At 50.3% G+C, this 24,372-nt stretch carries 20 protein-coding genes and 1 other RNA gene; 8 read left to right on the top strand and 13 right to left on the bottom strand.

Annotation, left to right across the window (positions count from 1 at the left end; genetic code table 11):
• Window positions 1-134: 134 nt before the first annotated feature.
• Window positions 135-1,028, bottom strand: coding sequence for a LysR family transcriptional regulator (locus AC1RVX_RS09740; RefSeq protein WP_493216388.1), 894 nt, complete (start codon window positions 1,026-1,028; stop codon window positions 135-137).
• Window positions 1,029-1,224: 196 nt separating this feature from the next.
• On the opposite strand from AC1RVX_RS09740, the gene AC1RVX_RS09745 reads away from it, so the two are divergent.
• The gene (locus AC1RVX_RS09745; protein ID WP_493216389.1) at window positions 1,225-1,668 is read left to right on the top strand and encodes a DoxX family protein; all 444 of its coding nucleotides are present in this window, start codon (window positions 1,225-1,227) and stop codon (window positions 1,666-1,668) included.
• 32 nt (window positions 1,669-1,700) lie between these two features.
• Entirely contained in the window at window positions 1,701-2,504 is an 804-nt protein-coding gene (locus AC1RVX_RS09750) for a DODA-type extradiol aromatic ring-opening family dioxygenase (protein WP_493216390.1), read from the top strand.
• Window positions 2,505-2,567: 63 nt separating this feature from the next.
• On the opposite strand, the gene rfaE1 is transcribed toward AC1RVX_RS09750, so the two are convergent.
• The 12 genes from rfaE1 to gyrA form a co-directional block, all read right to left on the bottom strand.
• The gene (rfaE1, locus tag AC1RVX_RS09755) at window positions 2,568-3,485 is read right to left on the bottom strand and encodes a D-glycero-beta-D-manno-heptose-7-phosphate kinase (protein ID WP_493216391.1); all 918 of its coding nucleotides are present in this window, start codon (window positions 3,483-3,485) and stop codon (window positions 2,568-2,570) included.
• Between the two features lie 21 nt (window positions 3,486-3,506).
• Window positions 3,507-4,889: a UDP-glucose dehydrogenase family protein gene (locus tag AC1RVX_RS09760; protein WP_493216392.1), complete on the bottom strand. Its 1,383-nt coding sequence runs from the start codon at window positions 4,887-4,889 to the stop codon at window positions 3,507-3,509.
• Window positions 4,890-5,072: 183 nt separating this feature from the next.
• Window positions 5,073-6,248: a lipopolysaccharide assembly protein LapB gene (gene lapB / locus AC1RVX_RS09765; protein ID WP_493216393.1), complete on the bottom strand. Its 1,176-nt coding sequence runs from the start codon at window positions 6,246-6,248 to the stop codon at window positions 5,073-5,075.
• Between the two features lie 269 nt (window positions 6,249-6,517).
• On the bottom strand, window positions 6,518-6,832 hold the full coding sequence (locus AC1RVX_RS09770; RefSeq protein ID WP_493216394.1) for a LapA family protein: 315 nt from the start codon (window positions 6,830-6,832) through the stop codon (window positions 6,518-6,520).
• 260 nt (window positions 6,833-7,092) lie between these two features.
• Window positions 7,093-7,398, bottom strand: coding sequence for an integration host factor subunit beta (locus tag AC1RVX_RS09775; RefSeq protein WP_110256992.1), 306 nt, complete (start codon window positions 7,396-7,398; stop codon window positions 7,093-7,095).
• A 25-nt stretch (window positions 7,399-7,423) separates the two neighbouring features.
• The gene (gene rpsA, locus AC1RVX_RS09780) at window positions 7,424-9,127 is read right to left on the bottom strand and encodes a 30S ribosomal protein S1 (protein WP_493216395.1); all 1,704 of its coding nucleotides are present in this window, start codon (window positions 9,125-9,127) and stop codon (window positions 7,424-7,426) included.
• Window positions 9,128-9,276: 149 nt separating this feature from the next.
• Entirely contained in the window at window positions 9,277-9,954 is a 678-nt protein-coding gene (cmk, locus tag AC1RVX_RS09785; protein ID WP_493216396.1) for a (d)CMP kinase, read from the bottom strand.
• A 30-nt stretch (window positions 9,955-9,984) separates the two neighbouring features.
• Complete coding sequence (aroA, locus tag AC1RVX_RS09790) at window positions 9,985-11,322, bottom strand: 3-phosphoshikimate 1-carboxyvinyltransferase (RefSeq protein ID WP_493216397.1); 1,338 nt, start codon at window positions 11,320-11,322, stop codon at window positions 9,985-9,987.
• An 84-nt stretch (window positions 11,323-11,406) separates the two neighbouring features.
• Window positions 11,407-12,315, bottom strand: a complete 909-nt coding sequence (locus AC1RVX_RS09795; protein WP_493216398.1) for a prephenate dehydrogenase — start codon at window positions 12,313-12,315, stop codon at window positions 11,407-11,409.
• Window positions 12,316-12,322: 7 nt separating this feature from the next.
• A complete protein-coding gene (pheA, locus tag AC1RVX_RS09800; protein WP_493216399.1) occupies window positions 12,323-13,396 on the bottom strand; it encodes a prephenate dehydratase in 1,074 nt (357 codons plus the stop codon).
• A 230-nt stretch (window positions 13,397-13,626) separates the two neighbouring features.
• On the bottom strand, window positions 13,627-14,736 hold the full coding sequence (gene serC, locus AC1RVX_RS09805) for a 3-phosphoserine/phosphohydroxythreonine transaminase (protein WP_493216400.1): 1,110 nt from the start codon (window positions 14,734-14,736) through the stop codon (window positions 13,627-13,629).
• Between the two features lie 15 nt (window positions 14,737-14,751).
• Window positions 14,752-17,409, bottom strand: a complete 2,658-nt coding sequence (gene gyrA / locus AC1RVX_RS09810; RefSeq protein ID WP_493216401.1) for a DNA gyrase subunit A — start codon at window positions 17,407-17,409, stop codon at window positions 14,752-14,754.
• A 343-nt stretch (window positions 17,410-17,752) separates the two neighbouring features.
• Between gyrA and AC1RVX_RS09815 the strand changes: the two genes are divergently transcribed.
• The 6 genes from AC1RVX_RS09815 (at window position 17,753) to AC1RVX_RS09840 (ending at window position 23,704) form a co-directional block, all read left to right on the top strand.
• Window positions 17,753-18,436: an OmpA family protein gene (locus AC1RVX_RS09815; RefSeq protein WP_493216402.1), complete on the top strand. Its 684-nt coding sequence runs from the start codon at window positions 17,753-17,755 to the stop codon at window positions 18,434-18,436.
• Between the two features lie 323 nt (window positions 18,437-18,759).
• On the top strand, window positions 18,760-19,416 hold the full coding sequence (gene ompA, locus AC1RVX_RS09820; protein WP_493216403.1) for an outer membrane protein OmpA: 657 nt from the start codon (window positions 18,760-18,762) through the stop codon (window positions 19,414-19,416).
• Window positions 19,417-19,621: 205 nt separating this feature from the next.
• Entirely contained in the window at window positions 19,622-20,326 is a 705-nt protein-coding gene (gene ubiG, locus AC1RVX_RS09825) for a bifunctional 2-polyprenyl-6-hydroxyphenol methylase/3-demethylubiquinol 3-O-methyltransferase UbiG (RefSeq protein WP_493216404.1), read from the top strand.
• Between the two features lie 60 nt (window positions 20,327-20,386).
• Window positions 20,387-21,064, top strand: a complete 678-nt coding sequence (locus AC1RVX_RS09830; protein WP_493216405.1) for an HAD family hydrolase — start codon at window positions 20,387-20,389, stop codon at window positions 21,062-21,064.
• Between the two features lie 44 nt (window positions 21,065-21,108).
• Window positions 21,109-21,468, top strand: a transfer-messenger RNA (tmRNA) gene (gene ssrA / locus AC1RVX_RS09835).
• Between the two features lie 1,000 nt (window positions 21,469-22,468).
• Entirely contained in the window at window positions 22,469-23,704 is a 1,236-nt protein-coding gene (locus tag AC1RVX_RS09840) for a Swt1 family HEPN domain-containing protein (protein WP_493216406.1), read from the top strand.
• The last annotated feature ends 668 nt before the right edge of the window (window positions 23,705-24,372 follow it).

Genomic DNA, 24,372 nt, shown 5'->3' on the forward strand with positions numbered 1-24,372 from the left:
GGCATAGTCCAGTTTGAATTCCTTCCCAGCAGAGTTATCAACGGCGCTGGTAGTAAACCGTTGACAAGTATTCCACAGATTTCTTTCAAGGAGATTTCCAAAACAGGATTTTATTGTCGTATTGCAGATCAGTCTTATGACTGATCTGCCAACTTCTCAATCAGGAAATCGATAAAGCAGCGCAACTTGGGCGGCATCTGACGCCGGCTTGTATAGACGGCAAACAAATGGCCGGCAAAACCTGGACCATGCTTGCTCACCTGAACCAGACGACCAGATGCCAGGTCATCAGCCACCAGCCATGTCGGTAAAAAAGCTGCACCCATACCAGCCAGCACACAATGGTAACTGAGTGTAGTGTCACTTGATTTCATAACGGCATCCAGCTTGAGCGGTACGACACCAGCCATGGCTGACAGTTTCAGACGTTCGTGTTGCACATAATTGGGGAAAATTGTGGCTACAGGCAGCGGCTCTGCCGGATCTGCTGTCGACTTCAAGCTCTGCAGATAAGCTGGTGTGCTCACTATATGGAAAGGCACGCTGCACAAGCGTCTTGCAATCAGGTTAGGTGACGGTTCGGCAGTGGCGCGCAGGGCCAGGTCAAAGCCATCAGCAACCAGGTCCACCATATGGTTGTCGAGATGCAGGTCCAGTCGTATTTCAGGGTATTGCTGGCGGAATTCTGTGAGCAGACTGGCAAAGCTGGCCGTGGCACACCAGACTGGTGCACTGATTTTCAATTCTCCACGTGGCCGCCCGCTTTCTTGCGCCACTGCGGCAATGGCAGCATCCAGGATATCCAAAGCCTGCCGCCCCTGCTCATAGAAGGTCTTGCCAGCTTCAGTCAGACTCATGCTGCGACTGGTGCGGTTCAATAACCTGGCACCGAGCTTGCGCTCCAGCCTGGCGATGTGCTTGCTGACCATGGGGGCTGCCATGCCCAGTCTGTCAGCAGCAGCTGTAAAACTGCCGGATTCTATGATTTCACGAAAGACCCTGATGCCATTGAGTTCTAGTTCATCCATATGTTGCTTCCATATGTTGCGTCCATATTTTGCTTCCATTTGCCGCTTCCGGCCAATGTTGCCTATTTTGGAAATGATTCAATGACTTTACCACTATCGATTTCTAAATTGGGAAACATTATGATCTTCAACATCAAAGCTAATCCTTAGCTTCCATCGTTAGCAGAATTATCTTTTTTATAGGAAAGAGCCGACCATGACTATCAACACATCCCCTTCCGGCAGACTAAGCAGTACACCCGCCGCCAGCAAGACTTTGCGCATCAGCCTGTGGATAGCGCAAATACTGCTCGCATTTGTGTTTTGCGCGGCAGGCATAACGAAACTGACCACGCCCATAGCAGCATTAAGTCAGATGATGCCGTGGACCGGTCAATACTCTGAAAGCTTCGTACGCATCATCGGCTTGATCGACATCGCTGGTGGACTGGGTATGTTGCTGCCGTCGCTGACCCGCATACTGCCCAGGCTGGGAGTAGTGGCAACAGCGGCCAGCATTGTATTGCAGCTGTTCGCCATCACCTTTCATGCCTCGCGCGGTGAACTGTCAGCATTACCATTGAATTTTGTCTTGCTGCCACTATGTATATTTGTATTGTGGGGCCGTGGCAAACGTGTCCCCATCTTGCCACGCGCTTAAGAGACTGTGGCGAAACCAAGGAATTTTTAAACATGCGTTTACCTACTTATTTTATTTCTCATGGTGGCGGTCCCTGGCCGTATATGGATGACTGGCGTGCCAGCATGCAAGTCCTGGAAGCCTCATTGGTCGATATTCCACGCCAGTTGCCGCAAGTGCCGAAAGCCTTGTTGATGATATCGGCCCATTGGGAACAAGCGGCTTTCCGAGTCATGAGCAATCCGCAACCACCCATGGTGTACGACTATAGCGGCTTTCCTGCCCATACTTATGAGGTCAGCTACCCTGCCCCCGGTTCACCCGCATTGGCAGAGCAGGTTATGGACATGCTGAAGGCTGCAGGCTTGCCGACGCAGGCCGATGCCAAACGCGGCTTTGATCACGGCACTTTTGCACCGCTAGCAGTGATGTACCCAGAAGCGCAGATGCCGGTGGTGCAGGTATCGCTGAAAACCGGGCTGGACCCGGAAGAACATCTGGCACTGGGGCGCGCACTGGCACCTTTGCGTGATGAAGGCGTGCTGATCATAGGCAGTGGACTTAGCTATCACAATCTCAGATATTTTGGTCCGCAGGCAAAAGAGCCGTCATCTCTGTTTGACCAATGGCTGCAAAAGGCCCTGCTGGAGTCCAGTGCAGAAGAACGGGTAGAACACCTGATCAACTGGTCAAAAGCGCCAGCGGCACGTATTGCCCACCCCAGGGAAGACCATTTATTGCCGCTGATGGTGGCTGTTGGCGCTGCACAGAACGAAGTTGGAGCCTGTGTTTACCATGAAGAAAATATATTTGGCGGCGTAGTTGCATCCAGTTTTCGTTTTGGCGCAATAAAGTAAAAATCCGCACAAAAATAAAAGGACGGGCCGAATTGATCGGCCCGTCCTTTTTAGAACAATGGATTACACTGCTGCGCCAGCAAACAACTCTTCCTTCGTCACGGTTGCCGTACCCAGTTTACCTACCACGATACCACCAGCACGGTTGGCAATCGCTACCGCATCTTGCATGGGTATGCCATTTGCCAGCATGACGGCCATGGTGGCGATAACGGTATCGCCTGCGCCGGACACATCAAACACTTCCCTTGCCATGGCTGGTACGTGGGTAATGCGCTCTTCGGTGAACAGGGTCATGCCTTCTTCAGAGCGGGTCAACAGCAAACCGTGAATGCGCAAATCACGGCGCAGTTGCTGTGCCCTGGTGGTCAATTCTTCTTCACTGCTCCAGTCACCGATGATTTGCTTGAGTTCCGATTTATTGGGGGTCAGCAGGCTGGCACCGGCATAACGATGGAAATCGCTGCCCTTGGGGTCAACCAGTACCAGTTTGCCAGCAGCAGTAGCCGCTTCTATCATGGCACTGACATTCACCAGACTGCCCTTGGCATAATCAGACAGGACAATCACATCAAAACCCGCCAGCAATGAATTGAAGCGATTCAGTTTGTCTCGCAATACCAGCTCAGTTGGACGCTCTTCAAAATCGATGCGCAGCAGTTGCTGCTGACGGCCTATCACCCGTAATTTGATGATGGTGGAAATTTGCGGATCACGAATCAGATAGGCCTGTATGCCGGAAGTCTCCAGCAGGCTTTCAACGCTGTTACCAGCATCGTCGTCACCTACGATGCCCATCAACGCAGCCTGCGCACCCAGGGCCACCGCATTGCGTGCCACATTGGCCGCACCGCCAAGACGTTCTTCACGCTTTTCCACGCGCACGATAGGAACTGGCGCTTCCGGCGAAATGCGGTTGACTTCGCCAAACCAGTAACGGTCCAGCATCACGTCACCAGCTACCAGGATTTTTTTATTCATTGCTGTCCTTGTTCTGCAGGCTTATTTATTGTCAGCACGGGTCAGCACAGAACGGCCTATGCCATGGTATTCAATACCCAGCTCGGTCATGACGGAAGGTTCAAACAGATTGCGTCCATCAAAAATCACCGGCTGTTTCAAGCGCGCCTTGACTTGATCAAAGTCTGGGCTGCGGAATGCCTTCCATTCAGTAACGATGGCCAGCGCATCGGCATCCACCAGGGCATCCATGGGGTTGGCGGCATAGCGTATGGAGGCCAGCAGTTCAGGTGCGTCATAGAAATCCAGTTCCAGCACACGCTTGGCTTCCTGCATCGACACGGGGTCATACACCGCCACGCTCGCCCCCTGGCGCAGCAACTCACCCAGCAGCACACGGGAAGAAGCAGCACGCATGTCATCCGTGTTCGGCTTGAATGCCAGACCCCAGATGGCGAAATGACGGCCACTAAGGTTTTCACCAAAGCGTTGCTGTATCTTGTTGCCCAGCACTTGTTTTTGACGTGCATTGACGGCTTCCACCGCCTGCAAAATCAACAGGTTCAAGCCATAGTCTTGTGCGGTACGTTCCAGTGCCTGTACATCTTTAGGGAAGCAGGAACCGCCATAACCGCAACCAGCATACAAAAAGCTGTGGCCTATGCGCGGGTCAGAACCTATGCCATGGCGCACTGCTTCAATATCGGCACCAACATGATCCGCCAGATTGGCCAGTTCGTTCATGAACGAGATACGGGTCGCCAGCATGGCATTCGCTGCGTATTTGGTGAACTCTGCCGAACGTACATCCATCCAGTACATACGTTCATGATTGCGATTGAACGGCGCATACAGTTTCTTCATCTGATTGCGCGCTTTTTCACCCTGCGGTGTCTGGTCGCAACCGATGACGATACGGTCAGGGCGCATGAAATCTTCGACCGCCGCGCCTTCTTTCAGGAATTCTGGATTGGATACGACAGAAAATTCTACTGTCGCCGCGCGGCTCGCCAACTCTGCAGAAATAGCAGCACTAACACGATCAGCAGTACCAACTGGCACCGTGGATTTATCGACGACAACCTTGAAGCCGGTCATATATTTGCCGATATTTTTTGCTGCGGCCACAACATATTGCAGATCGGCAGAACCATCTTCATCGGGTGGTGTACCCACCGCAATAAACTGCACGTCACCATGCTTGACGCTGGCTTCTACATCGGTAGAAAACTGTATGCGGCCAGCAGCACGATTACGTGCCACGATTTCTTCCAGGCCCGGTTCATGAATAGGGATGCCACCATTGTTGAGGATATCGATTTTGCGCTGATCAACATCGAGGCAAAATACATCATTACCCAACTCGGCCAAACAGGCACCTGTAACCAGACCGACATAACCCGTACCAATAATTGTGATTTTCATTTTTTGATCACCATATAAAAATAAGTCTCGCTGCTTTTCTGGCCGTCCGGTTATCCAACTATCCGACTATCCGAAACGCCCAGATCACAGCACTTATTCAAGATTCTTCACAATGTATCCCTGCGTCAGCGTAGTGCACATCACCAAAAAGACCGGGGTTCACTTAGCTTAGACAAGGATTCATCAGTTCATGACATTCAACTCTTCTGTCCGACGCGGAGGATAAGTTTCCCATTTGCTGCAACCCGGGCAATGCCAGTAAAACTGCCTAGCCTTGAAACCGCAGTGCGAGCACTGATAACGTGCCAGCTTCTGTGCATAGCCATGCACCAGATTTTTGACCACGGCCAGTTCCGGGCGAACTTCAGGTGGTGCCGACATCAGGCGCGCATCGAGTAATTTATCCAGGCCCAGCAAGGTTGGCGTGCGACGCAATTCATCGCTGACCAGCAAATGAACAGCTTCAATGCCCTCCAGTTCCTGCGTGGCCTTGAAGACGACTTCCAGCAAATCAATGGACGGTGCTTCGGCCAGGTAATTCTTCAGCAGATTCAAGCCTTCTTGTGGTCTGTCCAACTTACGGTAGCCATCCATCAGGCGCTGTGCTACCAGGGCGACGTGTGGCACGCTTTGTTGCTCAACCCTGCGCCAGGTGAGGACTGCTCTTTCAACATCGCCGTTGGCCAGGAACACGTCACCCATCAGGATAATCGCACGTACATTGTGGCGATCAGCAGCCAGCGCCCGGTCCAGCATGGCCAGAGCTGCATCGGCATTGGTGTGCACCAGTTCATCCTGGGCAATTTCGCAATAAAACTGGGCAACTTCTTTTTGCCTGCCACCAGCACCGCATTCCTGCAAGGCATTTGCCGCTTCAATGGCACGTGCCCATTCTTTTTCACGCTGATAAATTTCCAGCAGTGCTCGTCTGGCCTGCGCTTCAAACGGGCCATTCACGAGCTGGTTATAGGTTTCTTCAGCTCTGTCCAGCAGACCGGCTTTCAGGTAATCCTGCCCCAGCTCATACATGGCTTGGATTTTTTGTTCGATCGGCAGATCTGGTCTGGCCAGCAGGTTTTGATGCACACGAATGGCACGCTCGGTTTCGCCACGGCGGCGGAACAGATTACCAAGGGCAAAATGCAGGTCCACGGCTTCTGGGTCGAGCCTGACGATATCGATGAAGGCATCAATTGCCTTATCTGGCTGATCATTCAGGAGGAAGTTGAGCCCCTTGAAATAACCACGCGGCAAGCTGCGTGATTCAGAGATCAGTTGCCGGATATCGATACGTGCCGCAGCCCATCCCAGGGTAAAAAACAGGGGTATGCCCAGCAACCACCAAATTTCAAATTCCATATGTATTTTTTCTTATTCAACAGACCTTAAGACTAGGTAAGCTTCTTATCACTTGTTAGAACCTGTTCACGATCTTACTGCGCGGGCGCAATCGGAGTCTATGTTGGGGCTCATGTGCTGCTCAAAATGCTCATGTACCAGAGTACATTCCGCTTTTTTCGCTGCTCTTCACTCCCGCTGACGCTCGCTACAGATCGTGCACAGGTTCTTATAGCCAGCGTGCCAGCAGCCTCAAGAGTTGCCTGCATGTACGGTACGCTGCCGCTTTTTCAGGTATTGCGAATGCTATCAGCAGGCGGTGCCTGTGTGCTGGCCCTTTGCGCAGCTTCACGTTCTTTTTCAATTTCTGCCAGGGTTTTCTTGTGTTTGGACAAGTCCCGGCGATGACGAAATACCATGGGCACCATGGCCAACGCACCCAAAGTAGCACCCGCCGCAAAGAAAATCAGCAGCATGATGACCAGCGGCGCCGATTGCTGGTAACCAAAGAAGTATTGCAGGGTGACAATCTGATCATTTTTCAGGGCAAAGCCAAAGAAAAAGATAAACAGCACCACTGCGAGAAACCTGGAGATATATTTCATGTATGCATCCTTGAAGATAAACAGGAACAAAACCCGGCAAACTGGCTGTCACTTGCAAGCGCATCTGCATCAGCCTTGCTCCATTTGCCCATTATGCCACTGCCGCACTGGCATGGTGGTGCTGTCCAGGTAGTCTACATTTGATAAAAGTGCATTGTACTGAAAAAAAACGGCATATCGGAGTACCGATATGCCGTTTTTGTTTTTACATCGCTTGCGAAGCCCGATAACTTGAACTCAAATTCCAAACTCAAGCGAGTTCAGTCATCGTGTATAGGCTGTCCGACCATGGCATCAACACGCTCGCGTAACTCTTTGCCTGGCTTGAAGTGTGGCACCCGTTTTTCAGGCACCATCACCTTGTCGCCCGATTTGGGGTTACGGCCTATGCGTGGTGGACGACTGTTCAGTGCAAAGCTGCCAAACCCACGGATTTCTATGCGTTGTCCCGTTGCCAGGGCATCCGACATAGCATCCAGTATGGTTTTGACAGCGATATCCACATCTTTTGCAACCAGTTGCGGATATCGCTCTGCCAGACGAGCTATCAGCTCCGACTTAGTCATACGAATAAAACCTTATGACTTAAGCTTAGTTTTTATTGTCGAACTTGGCTTTCAACAAAGCGCCCAGGCTGGTTGTGCCAGATGCTGCGTTGGAATCAGTAGTGGACATTTTTTGCATAGCTTCTTGTGTTTCAACGCTATCTTTAGCTTTGATAGACAATTGGATACCACGTGCTTTGCGATCGATGTTCAATACCAGAGCTTCAACTGTGTCGCCGACTTTCAGGTGTGTACCGGCATCTTCCACGCGGTCGCGGGAGATTTCGGATGCACGCAAGTAGCCTTCAACGTCGTCTGCCAACTGGATTACTGCGCCTTTGGCTTCAACGGATTTAACTGTACCAGTAACAACTGCACCTTTGTCGTTCATTGCGCAGTAGTTATTGAATGGGTCGCCTTCGAGTTGTTTAACGCCCAGGGAAACGCGCTCACGTTCAACATCGATAGCCAGAACGATTGCTTCCAGTTCGTCACCTTTCTTGAAGCGACGTACGGCTTCTTCGCCTGTTTCGTTCCAGGACAGATCAGACAAATGTACCAGACCGTCGATATTGCCAGACAAACCGATAAATACGCCGAAGTCAGTGATGGACTTGATCGCGCCGCGAACTTTGTCACCTTTCTTGTGGTTGATCGCGAAATCATCCCAAGGATTGGCTTTGCACTGTTTCATGCCCAGGCTGATACGACGACGTTCTTCGTCGATTTCCAGAACCATGACTTCAACTTCGTCGCCCAATTGAACAACTTTGTTTGGTGCAACGTTTTTGTTAGTCCAGTCCATTTCGGAAACGTGAACCAGACCTTCGATACCTTGTTCGACTTCAACAAACGCACCGTAGTCGGTCAGGTTGGTTACTTTACCGAACAGACGTGTGTTCGCTGGGTAACGACGGGACAAACCTGTCCATGGGTCGTCGCCCAATTGTTTTACGCCCAGGGAAACACGGTTTTTCTCTTGGTCGAATTTCAATACTTTTGCAGTGATTTCCTGACCAACTGTCAACACCTCGGAAGGGTGACGTACACGACGCCATGCCAGATCGGTGATGTGCAACAAGCCATCGATGCCGCCCAGATCAACGAACGCGCCGTAGTCGGTGATGTTTTTAACAACACCAGTAACCACTGTGCCTTCTTTCAGGGTTTCCATCAGTTTTTGACGCTCTTCGCCCATGGACGCTTCAACAACAGCGCGGCGGGACAGCACAACGTTGTTACGTTTGCGGTCGAGCTTGATCACTTTGAATTCCATGGTTTTGCCTTCGTAAGGAGTTGTATCCTTAACTGGGCGTGTATCAACCAAAGAACCTGGCAAGAAAGCGCGGATGCCGTTCGTCAGAACAGTCAAGCCACCTTTGACTTTGCCATTTACTGTACCAGTAACGATCTCGCCAGACTCCAGCGCTTTTTCCAGCGCGAGCCAGGAAGCCAGACGTTTAGCTTTGTCACGGGACAAAATTGTGTCGCCGAAACCGTTTTCCAGCGAATCAATCGCTACGGAAACGAAATCGCCGATATTAACTTCCAGGTCGCCCTGGTCGTTTTTGAATTCTTCAACAGGGATAAAGGCTTCAGACTTCAAGCCAGCGTTAACGATCACGAAGTTGTGGTCGATACGGACGACTTCAGCAGAAATCACTTCACCGGAACGCATATCCTGGCGTGACAGGGATTCTTCGAACAAAGCTGCGAAGCTATCTGCACCGGTTGCGAAATCTTGGGACATGAAAACAGTAGACATAGTATTTACGAGTTAGCCGGAACAGAACAAAGGCACTGTTTACCGGGTTAGGTTGAACATCCCTTTATTAACCTTGCGCTAATAAAGGCACTTGAAACGACACCTGCAAACTTCACCAGCACCCTTTTCAGGGCTTATACGGCGTTGTTTGCCTGTGCTTGCGCATACCAGACCAGCACTTTATTGACTGCTTCTTCAGCAGTTAATTCAGAGGTATCCAGGATGATCGCGTCTGGCGCGGGCTTGAGTGGCGCTGTTGCACGGGCACTATCCCTTGCATCACGTTCCATCAAATCTTTTACCAAGTTTTCCATATTAGCAGAAATTCCCTTTTCAATCAATTGCTTATATCGACGGCTTGCGCGCGCCTCGGCACTTGCTGTTAGGAAAACTTTCAGGCTGGCATCGGGAAAGATGACTGTTCCCATGTCGCGCCCGTCTGCCACCAGGCCAGGCGTATAGCGAAATGCCACCTGCAAATCGACCAAAGCCTGACGGACTGCGGGCAAAACCGCGATGCGCGAGGCGGCAACACCGACTTCTTCTGCCCTGACGGCATCGGTGACATCATCTTCGTCCAGGAAAACGTGACCATGCACGAAACGACATGGGAGAGTCCTTGCCATTATAGCAATGGCGGCTTCATCATCCAGGGCAATGCCCTGGCGGGTAGCCATCAGAGCAGTCAGGCGGTACAGGGCACCAGAATCCAAATAGTGGAAACCCAGATGCTTGGCCACCCTGTGCGCCACCGTCCCCTTGCCCGAGGCGGTAGGACCATCAATAGTGATAACAGGACTACGGGTAGTCATAAATGAAAAAAAGCCTTTTAAAACAAAAGATTAAAACAAATCTTTGTGATTTATCCTGGCAAACACCTCGAAATAATCAGGGAAGGTCTTTGCCACACATTTTGGATCATTGATGCGCATAGTAGCACCACGGCGGGCATGGCCATCCAAACTTGCCAAAGAGAAACACATTGCCATGCGGTGATCATCGTAGGTATCTATCGTCGCTGGCAAAATCTGCGTCGGTGGCGTGACCTTCATGTAATCAGGGCCTTCTTCCACTGTTGCCCCCAATTTACGCAATTCGGTCGCCATGGCGGACAGGCGGTCGGTTTCCTTCACGCGCCAGCTGGCGATATTGCGCAAGGTCGTGGTGCCGTCGGCATACAAGGCGGCGACGGCAATGGTCATGGCGGCATCAGGGATATGGTTAAAGTCCATATCGATGGCTTGCAAGCTGCCGTTTGAGCTGGCTTCTATCCAGTTATCGCCACGGGTAATGGTCGCGCCCATTTTTTCCAGCGCTTCGGCAAAGCGCACGTCGCCTTGTATACTTTCGTTACCAACGCCTTCAACACGTATAGGGCCACCCGCAATCGCACCTGCTGCCAGGAAGTAAGATGCAGAAGACGCATCACCTTCGACATGGATAACGCCAGGCGACACATAATGCTGGCCCATCTTTACCGTAAATGCCTGCCACCCATTGCGCTCTACCTTCACGCCAAATTTTTGCATGAGGTTCAAGGTGATTTCTATGTAGGGCTTGGAAATCAGTTCGCCAATAACTTCAATCGTCACGTCATGTTCACGCGCCATCAATGGTGCAGCCATCAGCAAGGCGGTCAAAAACTGGCTGGAGACATTGCCCTTCACTTGCAGACGCTGGGCGTGGATATGACCACGGCGTATATGCAGGGGCGGAAAACCAGGGTTGCCGGTATATTCAATTTGTGCACCGGCTTCGTTCAGTGCATCAACCAGATCACCGATAGGGCGTTCATGCATGCGGTGCACACCATGAATGGTGTAATCACCACCCAATACCGCCAAAGCACCGACCAGCGGGCGAATGGCAGTACCGGCATTGCCCATGAACAAATCAGCCTGATGTTTGGGGAATTGCCCCTTGACGCCTTGCACAGTGTAATTTTGCGTATCGCCATCCTGCTCCCAATGCACGCCCAATTGGTTCAGTGCATTCAGCATGACCAGGGTGTCATCGGATGCCAGCAAATCCATGATCCCGGTCTCGCCCTCTGCCAGTGCCGCCAATAACAAGGTACGGTTGGAAATACTTTTTGAACCCGGCAACTTGACTGTGCCTTGCACCTGCATGACAGGTTGCAGATCGATGTAATGAGGATAATGTTTACTTGCTTGTGTCATGGTCTTGTTTTCAATTCTGATCTGAACGTTGAAGCTTGAAGGCTAAAGCTTGAATTGTGGGTTAAAGAAACACCAATAACGTGATCAATCCCCACCTTCACGTTGCTGTTTCTCGGCGGCCTCAATGGCGCTGATCCAGTTATGCCTCGCACGCTGGGCATTGGCATAAATCCCCTCGATACCGGCGCTGTCTGCCTCCACCAGATGCTGACGCAAGATGGCCAGCCTTGCGGTATAAGAATCCAGTTCCTGCAACATCGCGGCACGGTTCGCCAGGCTGATGTCACGCCACATTTCCGGCGATGACCCGGCGATGCGGGTAAAGTCCCGAAAGCCACTTGCAGCATACTGGAACAAAGTATCAGCATGCGGCTTGCGGGCAATATCATCCACCAGCGCATAGGCCAGCAAATGCGGCAGATGGCTGACGGCAGCAAACACGGCATCATGGGCCGCTGGTTCCAGATGGTGGATGATAGCACCGCATTGCTGCCATGCCCACGCTACCTTTGCCACATCGGCATCACTGTTTTCTGGCAGACGGGTGATGACGGCTTTTTTGCCGACATACAAATCGACCAGTGCTGCCTCTGGTCCATTCAATTCACGCCCGGCTATGGGGTGCGCCGGTACAAATTGAGCAATCTTTTCACCCAGGCTGGCACGTGCTGCGGCCACCACATCAGCCTTGGTGCTGCCTGCATCCGTGACTATCGTGCCCGCTTGCAAATGTGGGTAAATCGCAGTCAGTATCGCGCCGGTTTGCGCCACTGGTGCAGCAATCAGCACCAGGTCACAATTGTGCAGCGCCTGCTCGACATTGGCAGCAATTTCATCAATGATGCCCAACTGCAGTGCTTTTTCCAGCGAAGCCTGGCTACGCCCGACCCCGACTATCTGTTCAACTGCCCCCGCCTTTTTCAAAGCCAGGGCAAACGAACCACCAATCAGACCTACACCAAAAATCGCTATGCGTTGAAAAGCTTTTTGCATCAGGCACTCACACTGTACAGGGGTAAGAACCCAGCACCTTGAAGAAGGCTGCCTTGTCATTGAGCTCAGCCATAGCGGCAGCTACCTTGCCATCCATGACATGACCTTCGACATCTACATAGAAATAATATTCCCAATTGCCGGTACGTGCAGGACGTGACTCAAAACGTGTCATGGAGACACCATGTTTTTCCAGCGGAGCCAGCAGGTTATACACAGCACCAGCCTTGTTTGGCGTTGCCAGTACGATAGAAGTCTGGTCCTTGCCACTAGGCGTAGTATGCAAGCGGCCAATGACGGCAAAACGGGTGCGGTTATGCGGATCATCCTGAATATGCGCTGAGACGATACCCAAGTTGTACTGGTGACCAGCGATTTCGCTGGCAATGGCAGCGACAGTGAAATCACCGCTGGCCATGCGTGCAGCTTCGGCATTGGAAGCAACCGCGTGTCTTTCCACATGCGGATAATGCTGGTTCAACCATGCCTGGCACTGTGCCAAAGCCTGAGAATGGGCACAAATACGGCTGATGCCTTCCATATTGCCAGATTTGGTCATCAGACTATGCTGGACAGGGATAGCCAGTTCACCGCTGATGGCAAGACTGGTCTGCAAGAGCAAATCAAGGGTACGGTTGATCGCCCCTTCGGATGAGTTTTCTATGGGTACGACACCAAAATCAGCTGTGCCAGCTTCGGTAGCGCGGAAAACCTCGTCAATCGACACGCAAGGCAGAGCCTGTATCGCGTGGCCAAATTGTTTGTACACCGCCTGTTCGCTGAAAGTGCCAGCCGGCCCCAGGAAGGCCACGACCACGCGACGTTCCAGCGCACGGCAGGCCGACATGATTTCGCGGAAGATCAGCTGTATATCGTCGCTGAGCAAAGGGCCAGGATTGCGTTCAGCCACGCTGCGCAAGACTTGCGCTTCACGTTCAGGACGGAACACCGGGGCATTGGTTTCAGCTTTGACATGGCCGACTTCTTCTGCCACGCGGGCACGCTGGTTCAGCAAATCCAGGATTTGTGCATCAATGGAATCAATCTTGATGCGCAGGGGGAGTAATTTATTGTCGCTCATAATGACCTAAAAACCGTGTTTGATAGGGTGTTGGCAGGCAGCAATACTGTAGCGCAAAGGCTGCCATACCGGATATGCATTTTTCACCAGGCTTTTGGCCCGGTTCATCAGCGCTACGGTTTCCAGGTGATGGTGAGTACCATGCTCAGAAAGGGCTGACGATGAAAATAATGTTTGTGACGTCTGTCTATAGTGTAAACAAAACAGACGCCATACGCTTTAGCCCTGCGTTATGTATGTTTGCGAGCAAACTCTTGCATAAAGCTGATCAACGCCTGCACACCTTCAATCGGCATGGCGTTATAAATCGAAGCCCGCATGCCACCTACCGATTTATGACCTTTCAATTGCAGCAGGCCATTGGCCTTGGCTTCCGCCAAAAATGCCGCATTCAGGCTTTCATCTTTCAGGAAAAACGGCACATTCATACGTGAACGGCTGCTTATCTCGACGCGATTTTCATAAAAGTCGGTGGAATCCAGGTATTCATACAACAACTTGGACTTAGCGATATTCCTTTGTTCCATCGCTGCCACACCCCCCTGCTTTTTCAGCCACTGAAAGACCAGGCCAGCGATGTAAATCGCATAGGTCGGCGGGGTGTTGTACATGGAATCATTGTCAGCAACAATTTTCCAGTCAAAGGCGGATGGACAGACTGGCAAGGAATGGCCGAGCAAATCTTCACGCACGATGACGATGGTCAATCCTGCAGGGCCGATATTCTTTTGTGCGCCACCAAAGATGACACCATATTTGGAGACATCAATCACACGCGACAGGATGTGTGAAGACATATCTGCCACGATGGGTGCATCGCCAGTTTCTGCGGCGATGTCAGGGGCGAAATTGTATTCGATACCATCGATAGTTTCATTGGTGCACAGATGCACATAGGCTGCACCCGGCGTCAATTTCCAGCTATCGCGTGGCGGAACAATAGTAAACCCGCTGGCCTCGCCGGAAGCAGCAATATTCACATTGCCATATTTTCTTGCTTCCTTGATGGACTTGCCAGTCCAGGAGCCGGTATGGATAAAATCTGCCGTTGCAGGTTGTGGCTTGCGCCCCATCAAATTCATGGGGACGATGGCGTTTTCACCCAGGCCACCGCCTTGCAGGAACAGGATTTTATAATTATCCGGCACCGCCAACAGCTCACGCAAATCGCTTTGCGCAGCGGCAAGAATGGACATGAATTCTGGCCCGCGATGACTCATTTCCATGACGGACATGCCACTGCCATGCCAGTCCAGCATTTCGGCAGCGGCTTGCTGCAATACCTCTTTCGGCAACACTGCCGGGCCTGCAGAGAAATTGTAGATTGTCGTCGTGGTCATGCTGGTCATCATCCTTTATTCAGTTGCGTCGGCTTCTGGTGCGCTGCTTTCATTGTCATTCCCGGTTTCACCAGCATCTGGTGATTCTGGATCAGCATCCGTTTCAACGATACGTTGCAGGCCAGACAGTTTGGTTCCATCTTCCACGGCAATCAGGGTCACGCCCTGGGTTGCACGGCCCATTTCGCGAATTTCGGAAACGCGGGTACGGATCAGCACGCCACCAGTGGTGATGAGCATGATTTCGTCATTGGTTTCAACCAGTGTCGCAGCAACCACTTTACCATTACGTTCAGATGTCTGGATCGCGATCATGCCTTTGGTGCCGCGACCATGACGCGTGTATTCGGTAATCGGTGTACGTTTACCGAAGCCGTTTTCAGTCGCAGTCAGAACAGATTGCTGTTCGTTTTCAGCCACCAGCAATGCAATAACCTGCTGACCTTCATCCAGATTCATACCACGTACACCACGGGCTGTACGGCCCATAGGACGCACATCGTTTTCATCAAAGCGTACTGCCTTGCCGGAATCAGAGAACAACATCACATCATGCTTGCCATCGGTCAGCGCTGCACCGATGAGGAAATCGCCTTCATCCAGATCCACCGCGATAATGCCGGCTTTACGTGGGTTGCTGAAATCAGTCAAAGGTGTTTTCTTGACCGTGCCCAGGCTGGTGGACATGAAGACATAATGGTCTTCAGGGAAAGTACGGTTATCGCCAGACAAAGGCAGGATGACCGTGATTTTTTCACCATCCTGCAATGGGAACATATTCACGATAGGCTTGCCGCGTGAAGTACGCGAACCTTGTGGCACTTCCCATACCTTCAGCCAGTACATGCGGCCACGGTTGCTGAAGCACAGGATGTAATCGTGAGTATTGGCCACGAACAGTTGCTCGATCCAGTCATCATCCTTGGTCGCTGTCGCCTGCTTGCCACGACCACCGCGTTTTTGCGCGCGGTATTCAGACAAGGGTTGCGACTTCATGTAACCAGTGTGCGACAGGGTCACCACCATGTCTTGCGGCGTGATCAGGTCTTCGGTGCCCAAGTCGGTGGCATTATGGGTGATTTCTGAACGACGTACGTCTTTATTGCCTTCGCCGTATTCATTGCGGGCCAGGGTCAGTTCATCAGTGATGATGACGGTGACGCGTTCTGGTTTGGACAAAATATCCAGCAAATCTGCGATTTCTGCCATGACGTCTTTGTATTCATTGACGATCTTGTCTTGTTCCAGACCGGTCAGGCGTTGCAAACGCATTTGCAGGATTTCTTGCGCCTGATCGTCAGACAATTTGTACAGACCATCTGGCTGTATGCCGTAATGCTTGGGCAAGTTCTCTGGGCGGAAAGCGTCGATACCACCAGAATTATCAGCCGCAGTACGCACCAGCATCTCACGTACCATAGAACTATCCCAGGCACGGGTCATCAATTCCTGTTTCGCAATCGGCGGTGTCGGTGCGGCACGGATGATGGCGATAAAGTCATCGATATTTGCCAGTGCAACGGCCAAGCCTTCCAGCACATGACCACGTTCACGTGCTTTGCGCAGTTCAAACAGGGTGCGGCGTGTCACGACTTCACGGCGGTGCGACAGGAAGCAGGACAGCATTTCCTTCAGGTTCAGCAACTTAGGCTGGCCATTCACCAGCGCCACCATGTTCATGCCGAAGGTGTCTTGCAACTGGGTCTGCTTGTACAGGTTGTTCAGTACCACATCCGGCACTTCACCACGTTTCAGCTCAATCACCACGCGCATACCGGATTTGTCGGATTCGTCGCGGATATCAGAAATACCATCGAGCTTCTTGTCACGTACCAGTTCAGCGATACGTTCCAGCAGGGATTTCTTATTGACCTGGTAAGGCAGCTCATCAACGATCAGTGCCGTACGGTTTTCTTTGCCGAATTCTTCAAAGTGAGTCTTGGCGCGCATGACCACACGACCACGGCCAGTGCGGTAACCATCGCGCACACCAGACACGCCATAGATAATGCCGCCGGTAGGGAAATCTGGTGCAGGGATGATTTCGATCAGTTCGTCAATCGTGCAATCGCTGTTACGCAAGACATGCAGGGCACCGTTGATGATCTCTGTAATATTGTGTGGCGGAATATTCGTCGCCATACCCACCGCAATACCGGATGCGCCATTGATCAGCAGATTCGGGATGCGGGTAGGCAGAACCGAAGGCTCTTTCTCTTTGCCGTCATAGTTGGGGACGAAATCGACTGTTTCTTTTTCGATATCAGCCAGGATTTCATTGGCGATCTTGTCCAGGCGGCACTCGGTGTAACGCATCGCCGCAGCATTATCACCATCGACGGAACCGAAGTTACCCTGACCATCCACCAGGGTATACCGCAGGGAAAAGTCCTGCGCCATACGCACCAGCGTGTCGTAAATGGAGGCATCACCATGGGGATGGTACTTACCCATGACTTCACCGACCACGCGCGCACATTTGACGAAGGGGCGATTATAGACATTGTTCATTTCGTGCATCGCGAACAAGACGCGGCGATGCACAGGCTTTAAGCCATCACGCACATCCGGCAAAGCTCGACCTACGATCACGCTCATCGCGTAATCGAGATAGCTTTTGCGCATTTCTTCTTCAAGGGAAATCGGGAGTGTTTCTTTTGCGAATTGATCCATTGGCGGCCGGCGAATTAGAGCTTGGTTAATTGGTAACGTCTTTCATAAAGACTGACGTTTAACTCTTGATTTTAGCATGCCTCGATTGCCGAATTCCATTTATAGCAATTCAGTTAGCAAACTGAGCATTGCGCGAGGTCCGGTCCAGGCAATGAAAATGCCATATTACTCATATGCAACTGTCATTCAAATGACAGCCGGGTGCCAAATTTCTATGATTTAATCAAAATCATAAAAAGAGCAAAAGGGACAAAGCGACTTGGCCACGGGCAGACTAATCACTGACTCCGGCTTTGTATCCGTCTTGCCCAAATCACATACCGACAATAACGGAGACCGCATCATGATAAAAAAATTAACAGCACTGACTGTGCTGGCAGCATTGACCGCGCCCGCACTGGCCCAGACCGACATCAAGGCTAACAGCCCTTACAGCGCGTATGTTCAGGATGGACGCGGCATAGTCGCCCGCAGTGGTAGCGCACTATGCTGGCGCACTGGCTACTGGACCCCGGCTGACGCCCTGGCTGGATGCGATGCCCCTCTGGTTGTTGCACAAGCCCCTGCCACTCCACCAGAACCAGCAGTTAAACCGGCAGAGCCGGTGGTAGTAGCGCCCACCCCTGCTCCAGCGCCGCCAAAACGTTGTGACTTTGCCGTCACCCTGCAAAATGACGAAACCTTTGATTTCAATAAAGCTACCTTGAAAGCCAGTGCTAAACAGCACATCGACACAGAAGTCATGAGCAAACTGGGCAATTGCGCCAAAGTGGACTTGATTGTCGTGACTGGCCATACCGACATGATAGGCACGCACCCATATAACCAAAAATTATCAGAAAAGCGCGCAGATGCTGTCGCTGCATATATCACCAGCAAAGGTATTACTGCGACCATAGACACCATGGGCATGGGCAAGACCCAGCAAATCAAGTCATGCGACGACAAATTGCCGCAAGCCAAACTGGCCGAATGCCTTGCGCCAAACCGCCGCGTCGTCATAGAGGGGCGAGGTATGGCAAAATAAGGGGGCACTGCACCATCCTGGCTCGTGGCGGGTAGCTCAAAATGGGCAGCCCGCCACCAGAATCTCTTCCGGGAACTGGTATTGACATGACAAAGCAAGAAAATGTTGCTAATATGCGACATATTTAACGAACTGTAACTTTGTCGATTTAACAATTCTAGTTATGGTATTTATGCTTATGGCACAATGTTGATAAATGACAGTTAAGCATCGTTAAGATGTTTGACGAAATAGTAATGTCATCAGCGCCGTGTTAATATCAGGTTTTATGCAGTAATTTGCGCAGTTCATCTGCGGTAATAATCTCACCCGAGAGGAGAAATATGAAAAATTTAGTCAAGCTCGTTATCGCAGCGTCCGCAGTAGCATCCTTTTCTGCTTCCGCACAGCAAGATATCAAAGCCAACACACCATATAGCGCTTATGTGCAAGATGGTCGTGGTGTAATTGCCCGTGATCCATTTGGTCTGTGCTGGCGCACTGGCTACTGGACACCAGCTGATGCGGTTCCAGGTTGCGATGCACCATTGGTACAACCACCACCACCAGTAGTTGAACAACCAAAACCACCAGTAGCAGAACCAGTAAAACCAGTTCCAGTTACACCACCAGCACCTACTTCTGAAAAAGTAACGTTTGCTGCTGATGCGTTCTTTGACTTTGACAAAGCTGTTCTGAAACCAGAAGCTAAAGTCAAACTGGATGACATGGCATCGAAACTGAAAGCCATCAATCTGGAAGTCGTGATTGCAGTTGGTCATACTGACTCTGTTGGCTCTGATGAATACAACCAAAAATTGTCCGTTCGTCGCGCTGAAGCTGTAAAAGCTTACTTGGTAAGCAAAGGTATCGAAGCTAACCGTGTTTACACTGAAGGCAAAGGCGAAAAACAACCAGTTGCAGATAACAAAACTGCAGCAGGCCGCGCCAAAAACCGTCGTGTAGAAATCGAAGTTGTTGGTACACGCAACCTGAAGTAATTGAGCACTTAAGCAAAACCTGTTTTGCTGCCAAAAACCCCGCATTTGCGGGGTTTTTTGTTATTGGCCTGAACATACAGGCCCATCTCCTCTGCCACAGCAGCAATTTCGTTGTGCTGACCTTACACAATGCGGTAAGCACTTGAATAGCCTACAATACGGGTTTTGCAGTTTGTGCCCTTGCTGGCATTTTCAGGTAAACACCATGTCCACTTTGAACGCTGATCCCGCAGAAATCCAAAAATTTAGTGAACTGGCCCATCGCTGGTGGGACCCTACCTCTGAATTTCGCCCCCTGCATGAAATCAACCCGCTGCGGCTGGAATGGATCAACCAGTTAGCCCCCCTGGCTGGCAAACGTATCATCGACGTTGGTTGCGGTGGCGGTATCCTGGCAGAATCCATGGCAAAAAAAGGGGCCGATGTCACAGGCATAGACCTGTCCGACAAGGCCCTGAAAGTAGCCGACCTGCACGGACTGGAATCTGGCATCAGCGTGCGTTATCAAAAAATTGCTGCCGAAGACATGGCAGAAGCAGAAGCCGGACAGTTTGACATCGTCACCTGCATGGAAATGCTGGAACACGTACCCGACCCGGCCTCCATCATCAAAGCCTGCACCAAGATGGTTAAACCAGGTGGTCACGTATTTTTTTCCACCCTGAACCGCAATTTCAAATCCTATTTGTTTGCCGTCATTGGTGCTGAATATCTGTTGCAAATGTTGCCCAAGGGCACACACGATTATGCCAAGTTCATCACCCCGGCAGAATTATCACAAGACATCCGCAACGCCGGGCTGCAAATACAGTCAATGAAGGGCTTGAGTTATAACCCCCTGACCCAAATCTACTCCTTGAACGCAGACACCAGCGTCAACTACATGGTTGCCTGCGCTCGTCCAGTGTGAATCTGAATAACCGTGCACCCCGTACCAAGCAGGCAGGGGGTGCCATCTTGATTTTTTCATATGCAAACACCTCAAGCAATCCTTTTTGACCTGGACGGCACCCTGGCAGACACGGCCCCCGACCTGGCAGCCGCCATCAACGTCATGCGCACAAAACGCCAGATGGCACCCGCCCATTACCAAAGCCTGCGACCCTATGCATCCGCTGGTGCCAGAGGGCTGCTGAGTGCGGGCTTCAACATCACCCCGGAGCACCCTGATTTCATCACCATGCGTGATGAATTTCTGAACCAGTATGAATCCGCCCTCGCCGTACACAGCACCCTGTTTAAACAAGTACCCGATTTGCTCAGAGGGCTGGATATGCTGGGTATCAGCTGGGGTATCGTCACCAACAAAGCCATGCGCTTTACCCTGCCCCTGATGCCCTTACTGGATCTGCAAGAGGCGCGCTGCGTGGTATCCGGCGACACCACCCCCCATTCCAAGCCCCACCCTGCCCCCTTGCTGGAAGCGGCAAGACAGTTGGGTGTGCGTTCAGAAAACTGCTGGTACGTCGGTGACGACCTGCGCGACATCCAGGCCGCCGAAGCTGCCGGCATGACCAGCATTGCCGCCGCCTGGGGTTATTGCGGCGCCACCGAACCCAAGCACTGGAAAGCCGACGCCATCATCGACAGCCCGCTGGAATTGCTGGAACTGGTACGCGCCAAACATTTACAGGCTGTGGGCTCTTGAAACTTTCGTCCCAGGCCACATATGGGATATACTAGCAATGCTTAGGGGTCGACCAGGTTTCGACAGGGGTTGCAAAGCAGCGCAGGGCATACCGAGGCCAGACTACCTCGTAAATACAATCTGAACTATATAACTGCAAACGATAACTCGTACGCATTAGCCGCTTAATACCGGCTAACCTTACACCACTTCGTCCATAGGGTGGGCTGGCAACAGCAGTAAGGACATTCATATGGAATCGTCTTGAGCCGGGTTACTTGACTCTCGATTAAATAATAGGTAACTCGTCTTGCCGCAGCGTGTGCGTCCGCGTCGTCAAGATTAAATCAAATGGCAGCACTAAGTATGTAGAACTGTCTGTAGAGTGCTTCTGGACGCGGGTTCGATTCCCGCCGACTCCACCATTATTTCCTTTAAAATCAAGCACTTAGGTTTTAGGATTGTCATTAATTTGGGGTGTTTTGGGGCTGTTTTGGCACTGGAATGACAACATAATGACAGCATTGAAAGGCGACTTAGGTCGCCTTTTTTGCTGTCTAAATCAGACATAATGTTCTGTTCTGATGAAGATAGGAAACCACACCAGGCCAAAAATGATCGTACGATCTTTTGCTACTCAAATTTAAGCAAAAAACAGCAGAAAAGTGCACCCGTTCTAAAATAAGGTACCCCTCGGGAAAACCCTAACATCACTAACATTTTTGCCCAACACCTTGGAAACCCTTGATACATATAGGTTTCAGCACTTCTTCAAACCCTAACTTTTTCCTAACCTTACCCTAATCAGGTTAGCTTTTAAATTCTAATCTCTATTAAAAATAATTTCTTTTAATATCAAGGACTTAAAAAATAGTTAGGTTTTAGGTTAGTACATGTTAGGTTTTAACCCTAACATTGCATTTTCTTAAAAATCAAAGACTTAGCAAGGAAAAACACTCGCTTTTCAACAGTGTTAGTGATGTTAGGGTTTTCCCTACCTAAAATCAAGTTTTCCTGCCCTCCCCCACTTCATTGAATTTGCTCTGAAATTTGCGTCAAATTGCGTCAGCTTTTAGGGCCATCAGGGTGGCCGCAAACGTAAGCCGGGCTTGTCCCTCACGGGTGACGCATATTTGAGTCAAAAGCATTCCATTTAGCGGGCAGGCGTGGTGGGGGGGATGTCTGAGCGCCGGGCCTTGAAATGGATAAAAACGCAAAAAATTGCTTAGATGTAATTTTCACAGAAATTTGCCACGCAGCTGAAGATGCGGCAATGCATGATGGTGAACAGTTTCGTATCTAACTCGTGCCTTTATCGCATGCGGGTGCTACTACTTATGGCTCTTGTGGCAACTGCTTATCTGATACATAATCGATAACACAAACCATACTTTGTTTACGCTGTGTAAGCTCTTACTGGAGGTAATGATGTCTGATGAATTGCGAAGGTATTTGGAAGAACAGGAAAGAATTCAGCGAGTACTCAAACCTTTAAAGGATTTCGAGCAAATTCAGGGTTACCTCAATCCACACGAAGAGCAAATTAAAAAATTAGGAATAGTTTCTTCAGCTTTAGATCACATTCGTGAAGCAGAAGCACACCAGAAGCTGCTCTCCGGCATTCCGATGGGTTTATCATTTAGCAATGAGATCGACAAAATTCAACGTCAGCGTCAGTTGGTTTATGACCCTATCAAAGAGCTTCGTCAACTCGGCTTAATTGACAATAAGTGGGAAACTCAAAGCGCAATTAATAATATTATCGAAGAGCAGAATAGATACAATCAACTCTTTCGCTTGCCTGATAGATCTGAGTTAGGTGCACTCGCTCATGCTGCCATGATAAAGCCCGGAATAAGCCAGATTGTCATGGGAACAGAAGACAATTTAAAGGGGATTTTAGGAGCTATGCAAAATCCTTGGCTGCAAATTGAAAACAATACAGTATCTGCAATTGCGCTATCAGAGCTTGTTTCCATTGGCAAGGCAATTGAAAGTTACTCATTCTTCGATGATAAATTAGTTACGGCTCTGAGATCTGAATTTGGTGACTGGCGTGATGTTTCAATGCCGCAATCGCAAAAGTTGCTTGACCCAATGTTCCGCTCTGAATTTTACTCTGCACAGGGATTCAACTCTGACCTTACTAACTTCACTTCGCCTGCGTTTCGTGAAGGTTTGATAATTGGTGGGATACAGCCTCTAGAAACCGTAGGCGACACCGACGATGAAGACGGGTATGAACGTGCGGATAAAGCGTATGGCATTCTGCTACGCTTTGAGGTTGCACTTCGTCGTTTTATAGAAGCTGTCATGGAGGCGGAATTTGGTTCTGATTGGATGAAGCATCAAATTCCTCCTAATATGCTAGATGACTGGAAAGATAAAAAGCAAAAAGCCACTAAAGCAGGTCACGAAGAATGTCCTCTAATAGAATATGCCGATTTTTCCGATTACAAAACGATAATTGAAAAAAAAGACAATTGGAACAAAGTCTTTAAGCCAATTTTTGGCCGTAGTGAGGATATTCGTGAATCATTCCAACGCGTATTTCCAGTTCGTATTGCAACGATGCATGCTCGCATAATAACCAGAGATGACGAGCTGTTGCTGCAAGTCGAGACGAAGAGGGTTCTTAAAGCGATTAAAAATTGGAATTAGGTTTTCAGAGCCTTTCCCCTTACACCATAAATCAATCAATTTATAAAATTTACGCTCCGCCCCCCCAGCCCCACTAAGCCATGGCTACTCGCAGATAATAGATAAGTCGATTATTTCACAGATCATAAATTCCTATTTTGAAAACTACGACAAATTTAAACTTCGACATATCTGCTGGTTATATTGGCATGCGACCTGTTCTGCAATTCATATGCAACCAGTACAATTTGGTTCTGCCATCGAATCATTAATTACCTCTTACAGAACAATAGCGCCTGACGCCTACCGGAGCAAGTAACCAATATATTGATCGTTACACTGACGAATACCCCATACGATTTTTGACAGAGTCTGTTGAATCAAGTATTCATAGAAAATTTTAATTTCACGCGACTACACCAGTTTTAGGAACCAATTAGCCTACAAAAAACCAGGGGCATTTCTTACATTCATAGATTTTAAAAAACGTCTCGACCTTAATGTACTGAGCTTCCCTCACTTGTTGCGCTTAGAAATAACAACTAATCGCACCCACGCGCTTGCTCCCTTAAAATATGTAGAACTCATTTCATAAATAGGGGTGAGATGCGTTTGCCTCATAACGTGGGCTGGCATGGCGGACGAGGCAGTCAACAGCGGGTCTATTGACAACGAGTCCAACGCAGTCC

Source organism: Undibacterium sp. GW821-FHT11B02 (assembly GCF_058808955.1).

What these genes read in the sequence shown, in the direction of transcription:
- AC1RVX_RS09740 (WP_493216388.1), bottom strand. Translation starts at nt 1,028, where the DNA reads ATGGATGAACTAGAACTCAATGGCATCAGGGTCTTTCGTGAAATCATA.
- AC1RVX_RS09745 (WP_493216389.1), top strand. Translation starts at nt 1,225, where the DNA reads ATGACTATCAACACATCCCCTTCCGGCAGACTAAGCAGTACACCCGCC.
- AC1RVX_RS09750 (WP_493216390.1), top strand. Translation starts at nt 1,701, where the DNA reads ATGCGTTTACCTACTTATTTTATTTCTCATGGTGGCGGTCCCTGGCCG.
- rfaE1 (WP_493216391.1), bottom strand. Translation starts at nt 3,485, where the DNA reads ATGAATAAAAAAATCCTGGTAGCTGGTGACGTGATGCTGGACCGTTAC.
- AC1RVX_RS09760 (WP_493216392.1), bottom strand. Translation starts at nt 4,889, where the DNA reads ATGAAAATCACAATTATTGGTACGGGTTATGTCGGTCTGGTTACAGGT.
- lapB (WP_493216393.1), bottom strand. Translation starts at nt 6,248, where the DNA reads ATGGAATTTGAAATTTGGTGGTTGCTGGGCATACCCCTGTTTTTTACC.
- AC1RVX_RS09770 (WP_493216394.1), bottom strand. Translation starts at nt 6,832, where the DNA reads ATGAAATATATCTCCAGGTTTCTCGCAGTGGTGCTGTTTATCTTTTTC.
- AC1RVX_RS09775 (WP_110256992.1), bottom strand. Translation starts at nt 7,398, where the DNA reads ATGACTAAGTCGGAGCTGATAGCTCGTCTGGCAGAGCGATATCCGCAA.
- rpsA (WP_493216395.1), bottom strand. Translation starts at nt 9,127, where the DNA reads ATGTCCCAAGATTTCGCAACCGGTGCAGATAGCTTCGCAGCTTTGTTC.
- cmk (WP_493216396.1), bottom strand. Translation starts at nt 9,954, where the DNA reads ATGACTACCCGTAGTCCTGTTATCACTATTGATGGTCCTACCGCCTCG.
- aroA (WP_493216397.1), bottom strand. Translation starts at nt 11,322, where the DNA reads ATGACACAAGCAAGTAAACATTATCCTCATTACATCGATCTGCAACCT.
- AC1RVX_RS09795 (WP_493216398.1), bottom strand. Translation starts at nt 12,315, where the DNA reads ATGCAAAAAGCTTTTCAACGCATAGCGATTTTTGGTGTAGGTCTGATT.
- pheA (WP_493216399.1), bottom strand. Translation starts at nt 13,396, where the DNA reads ATGAGCGACAATAAATTACTCCCCCTGCGCATCAAGATTGATTCCATT.
- serC (WP_493216400.1), bottom strand. Translation starts at nt 14,736, where the DNA reads ATGACCACGACGACAATCTACAATTTCTCTGCAGGCCCGGCAGTGTTG.
- gyrA (WP_493216401.1), bottom strand. Translation starts at nt 17,409, where the DNA reads ATGGATCAATTCGCAAAAGAAACACTCCCGATTTCCCTTGAAGAAGAA.
- AC1RVX_RS09815 (WP_493216402.1), top strand. Translation starts at nt 17,753, where the DNA reads ATGATAAAAAAATTAACAGCACTGACTGTGCTGGCAGCATTGACCGCG.
- ompA (WP_493216403.1), top strand. Translation starts at nt 18,760, where the DNA reads ATGAAAAATTTAGTCAAGCTCGTTATCGCAGCGTCCGCAGTAGCATCC.
- ubiG (WP_493216404.1), top strand. Translation starts at nt 19,622, where the DNA reads ATGTCCACTTTGAACGCTGATCCCGCAGAAATCCAAAAATTTAGTGAA.
- AC1RVX_RS09830 (WP_493216405.1), top strand. Translation starts at nt 20,387, where the DNA reads ATGCAAACACCTCAAGCAATCCTTTTTGACCTGGACGGCACCCTGGCA.
- AC1RVX_RS09840 (WP_493216406.1), top strand. Translation starts at nt 22,469, where the DNA reads ATGATGTCTGATGAATTGCGAAGGTATTTGGAAGAACAGGAAAGAATT.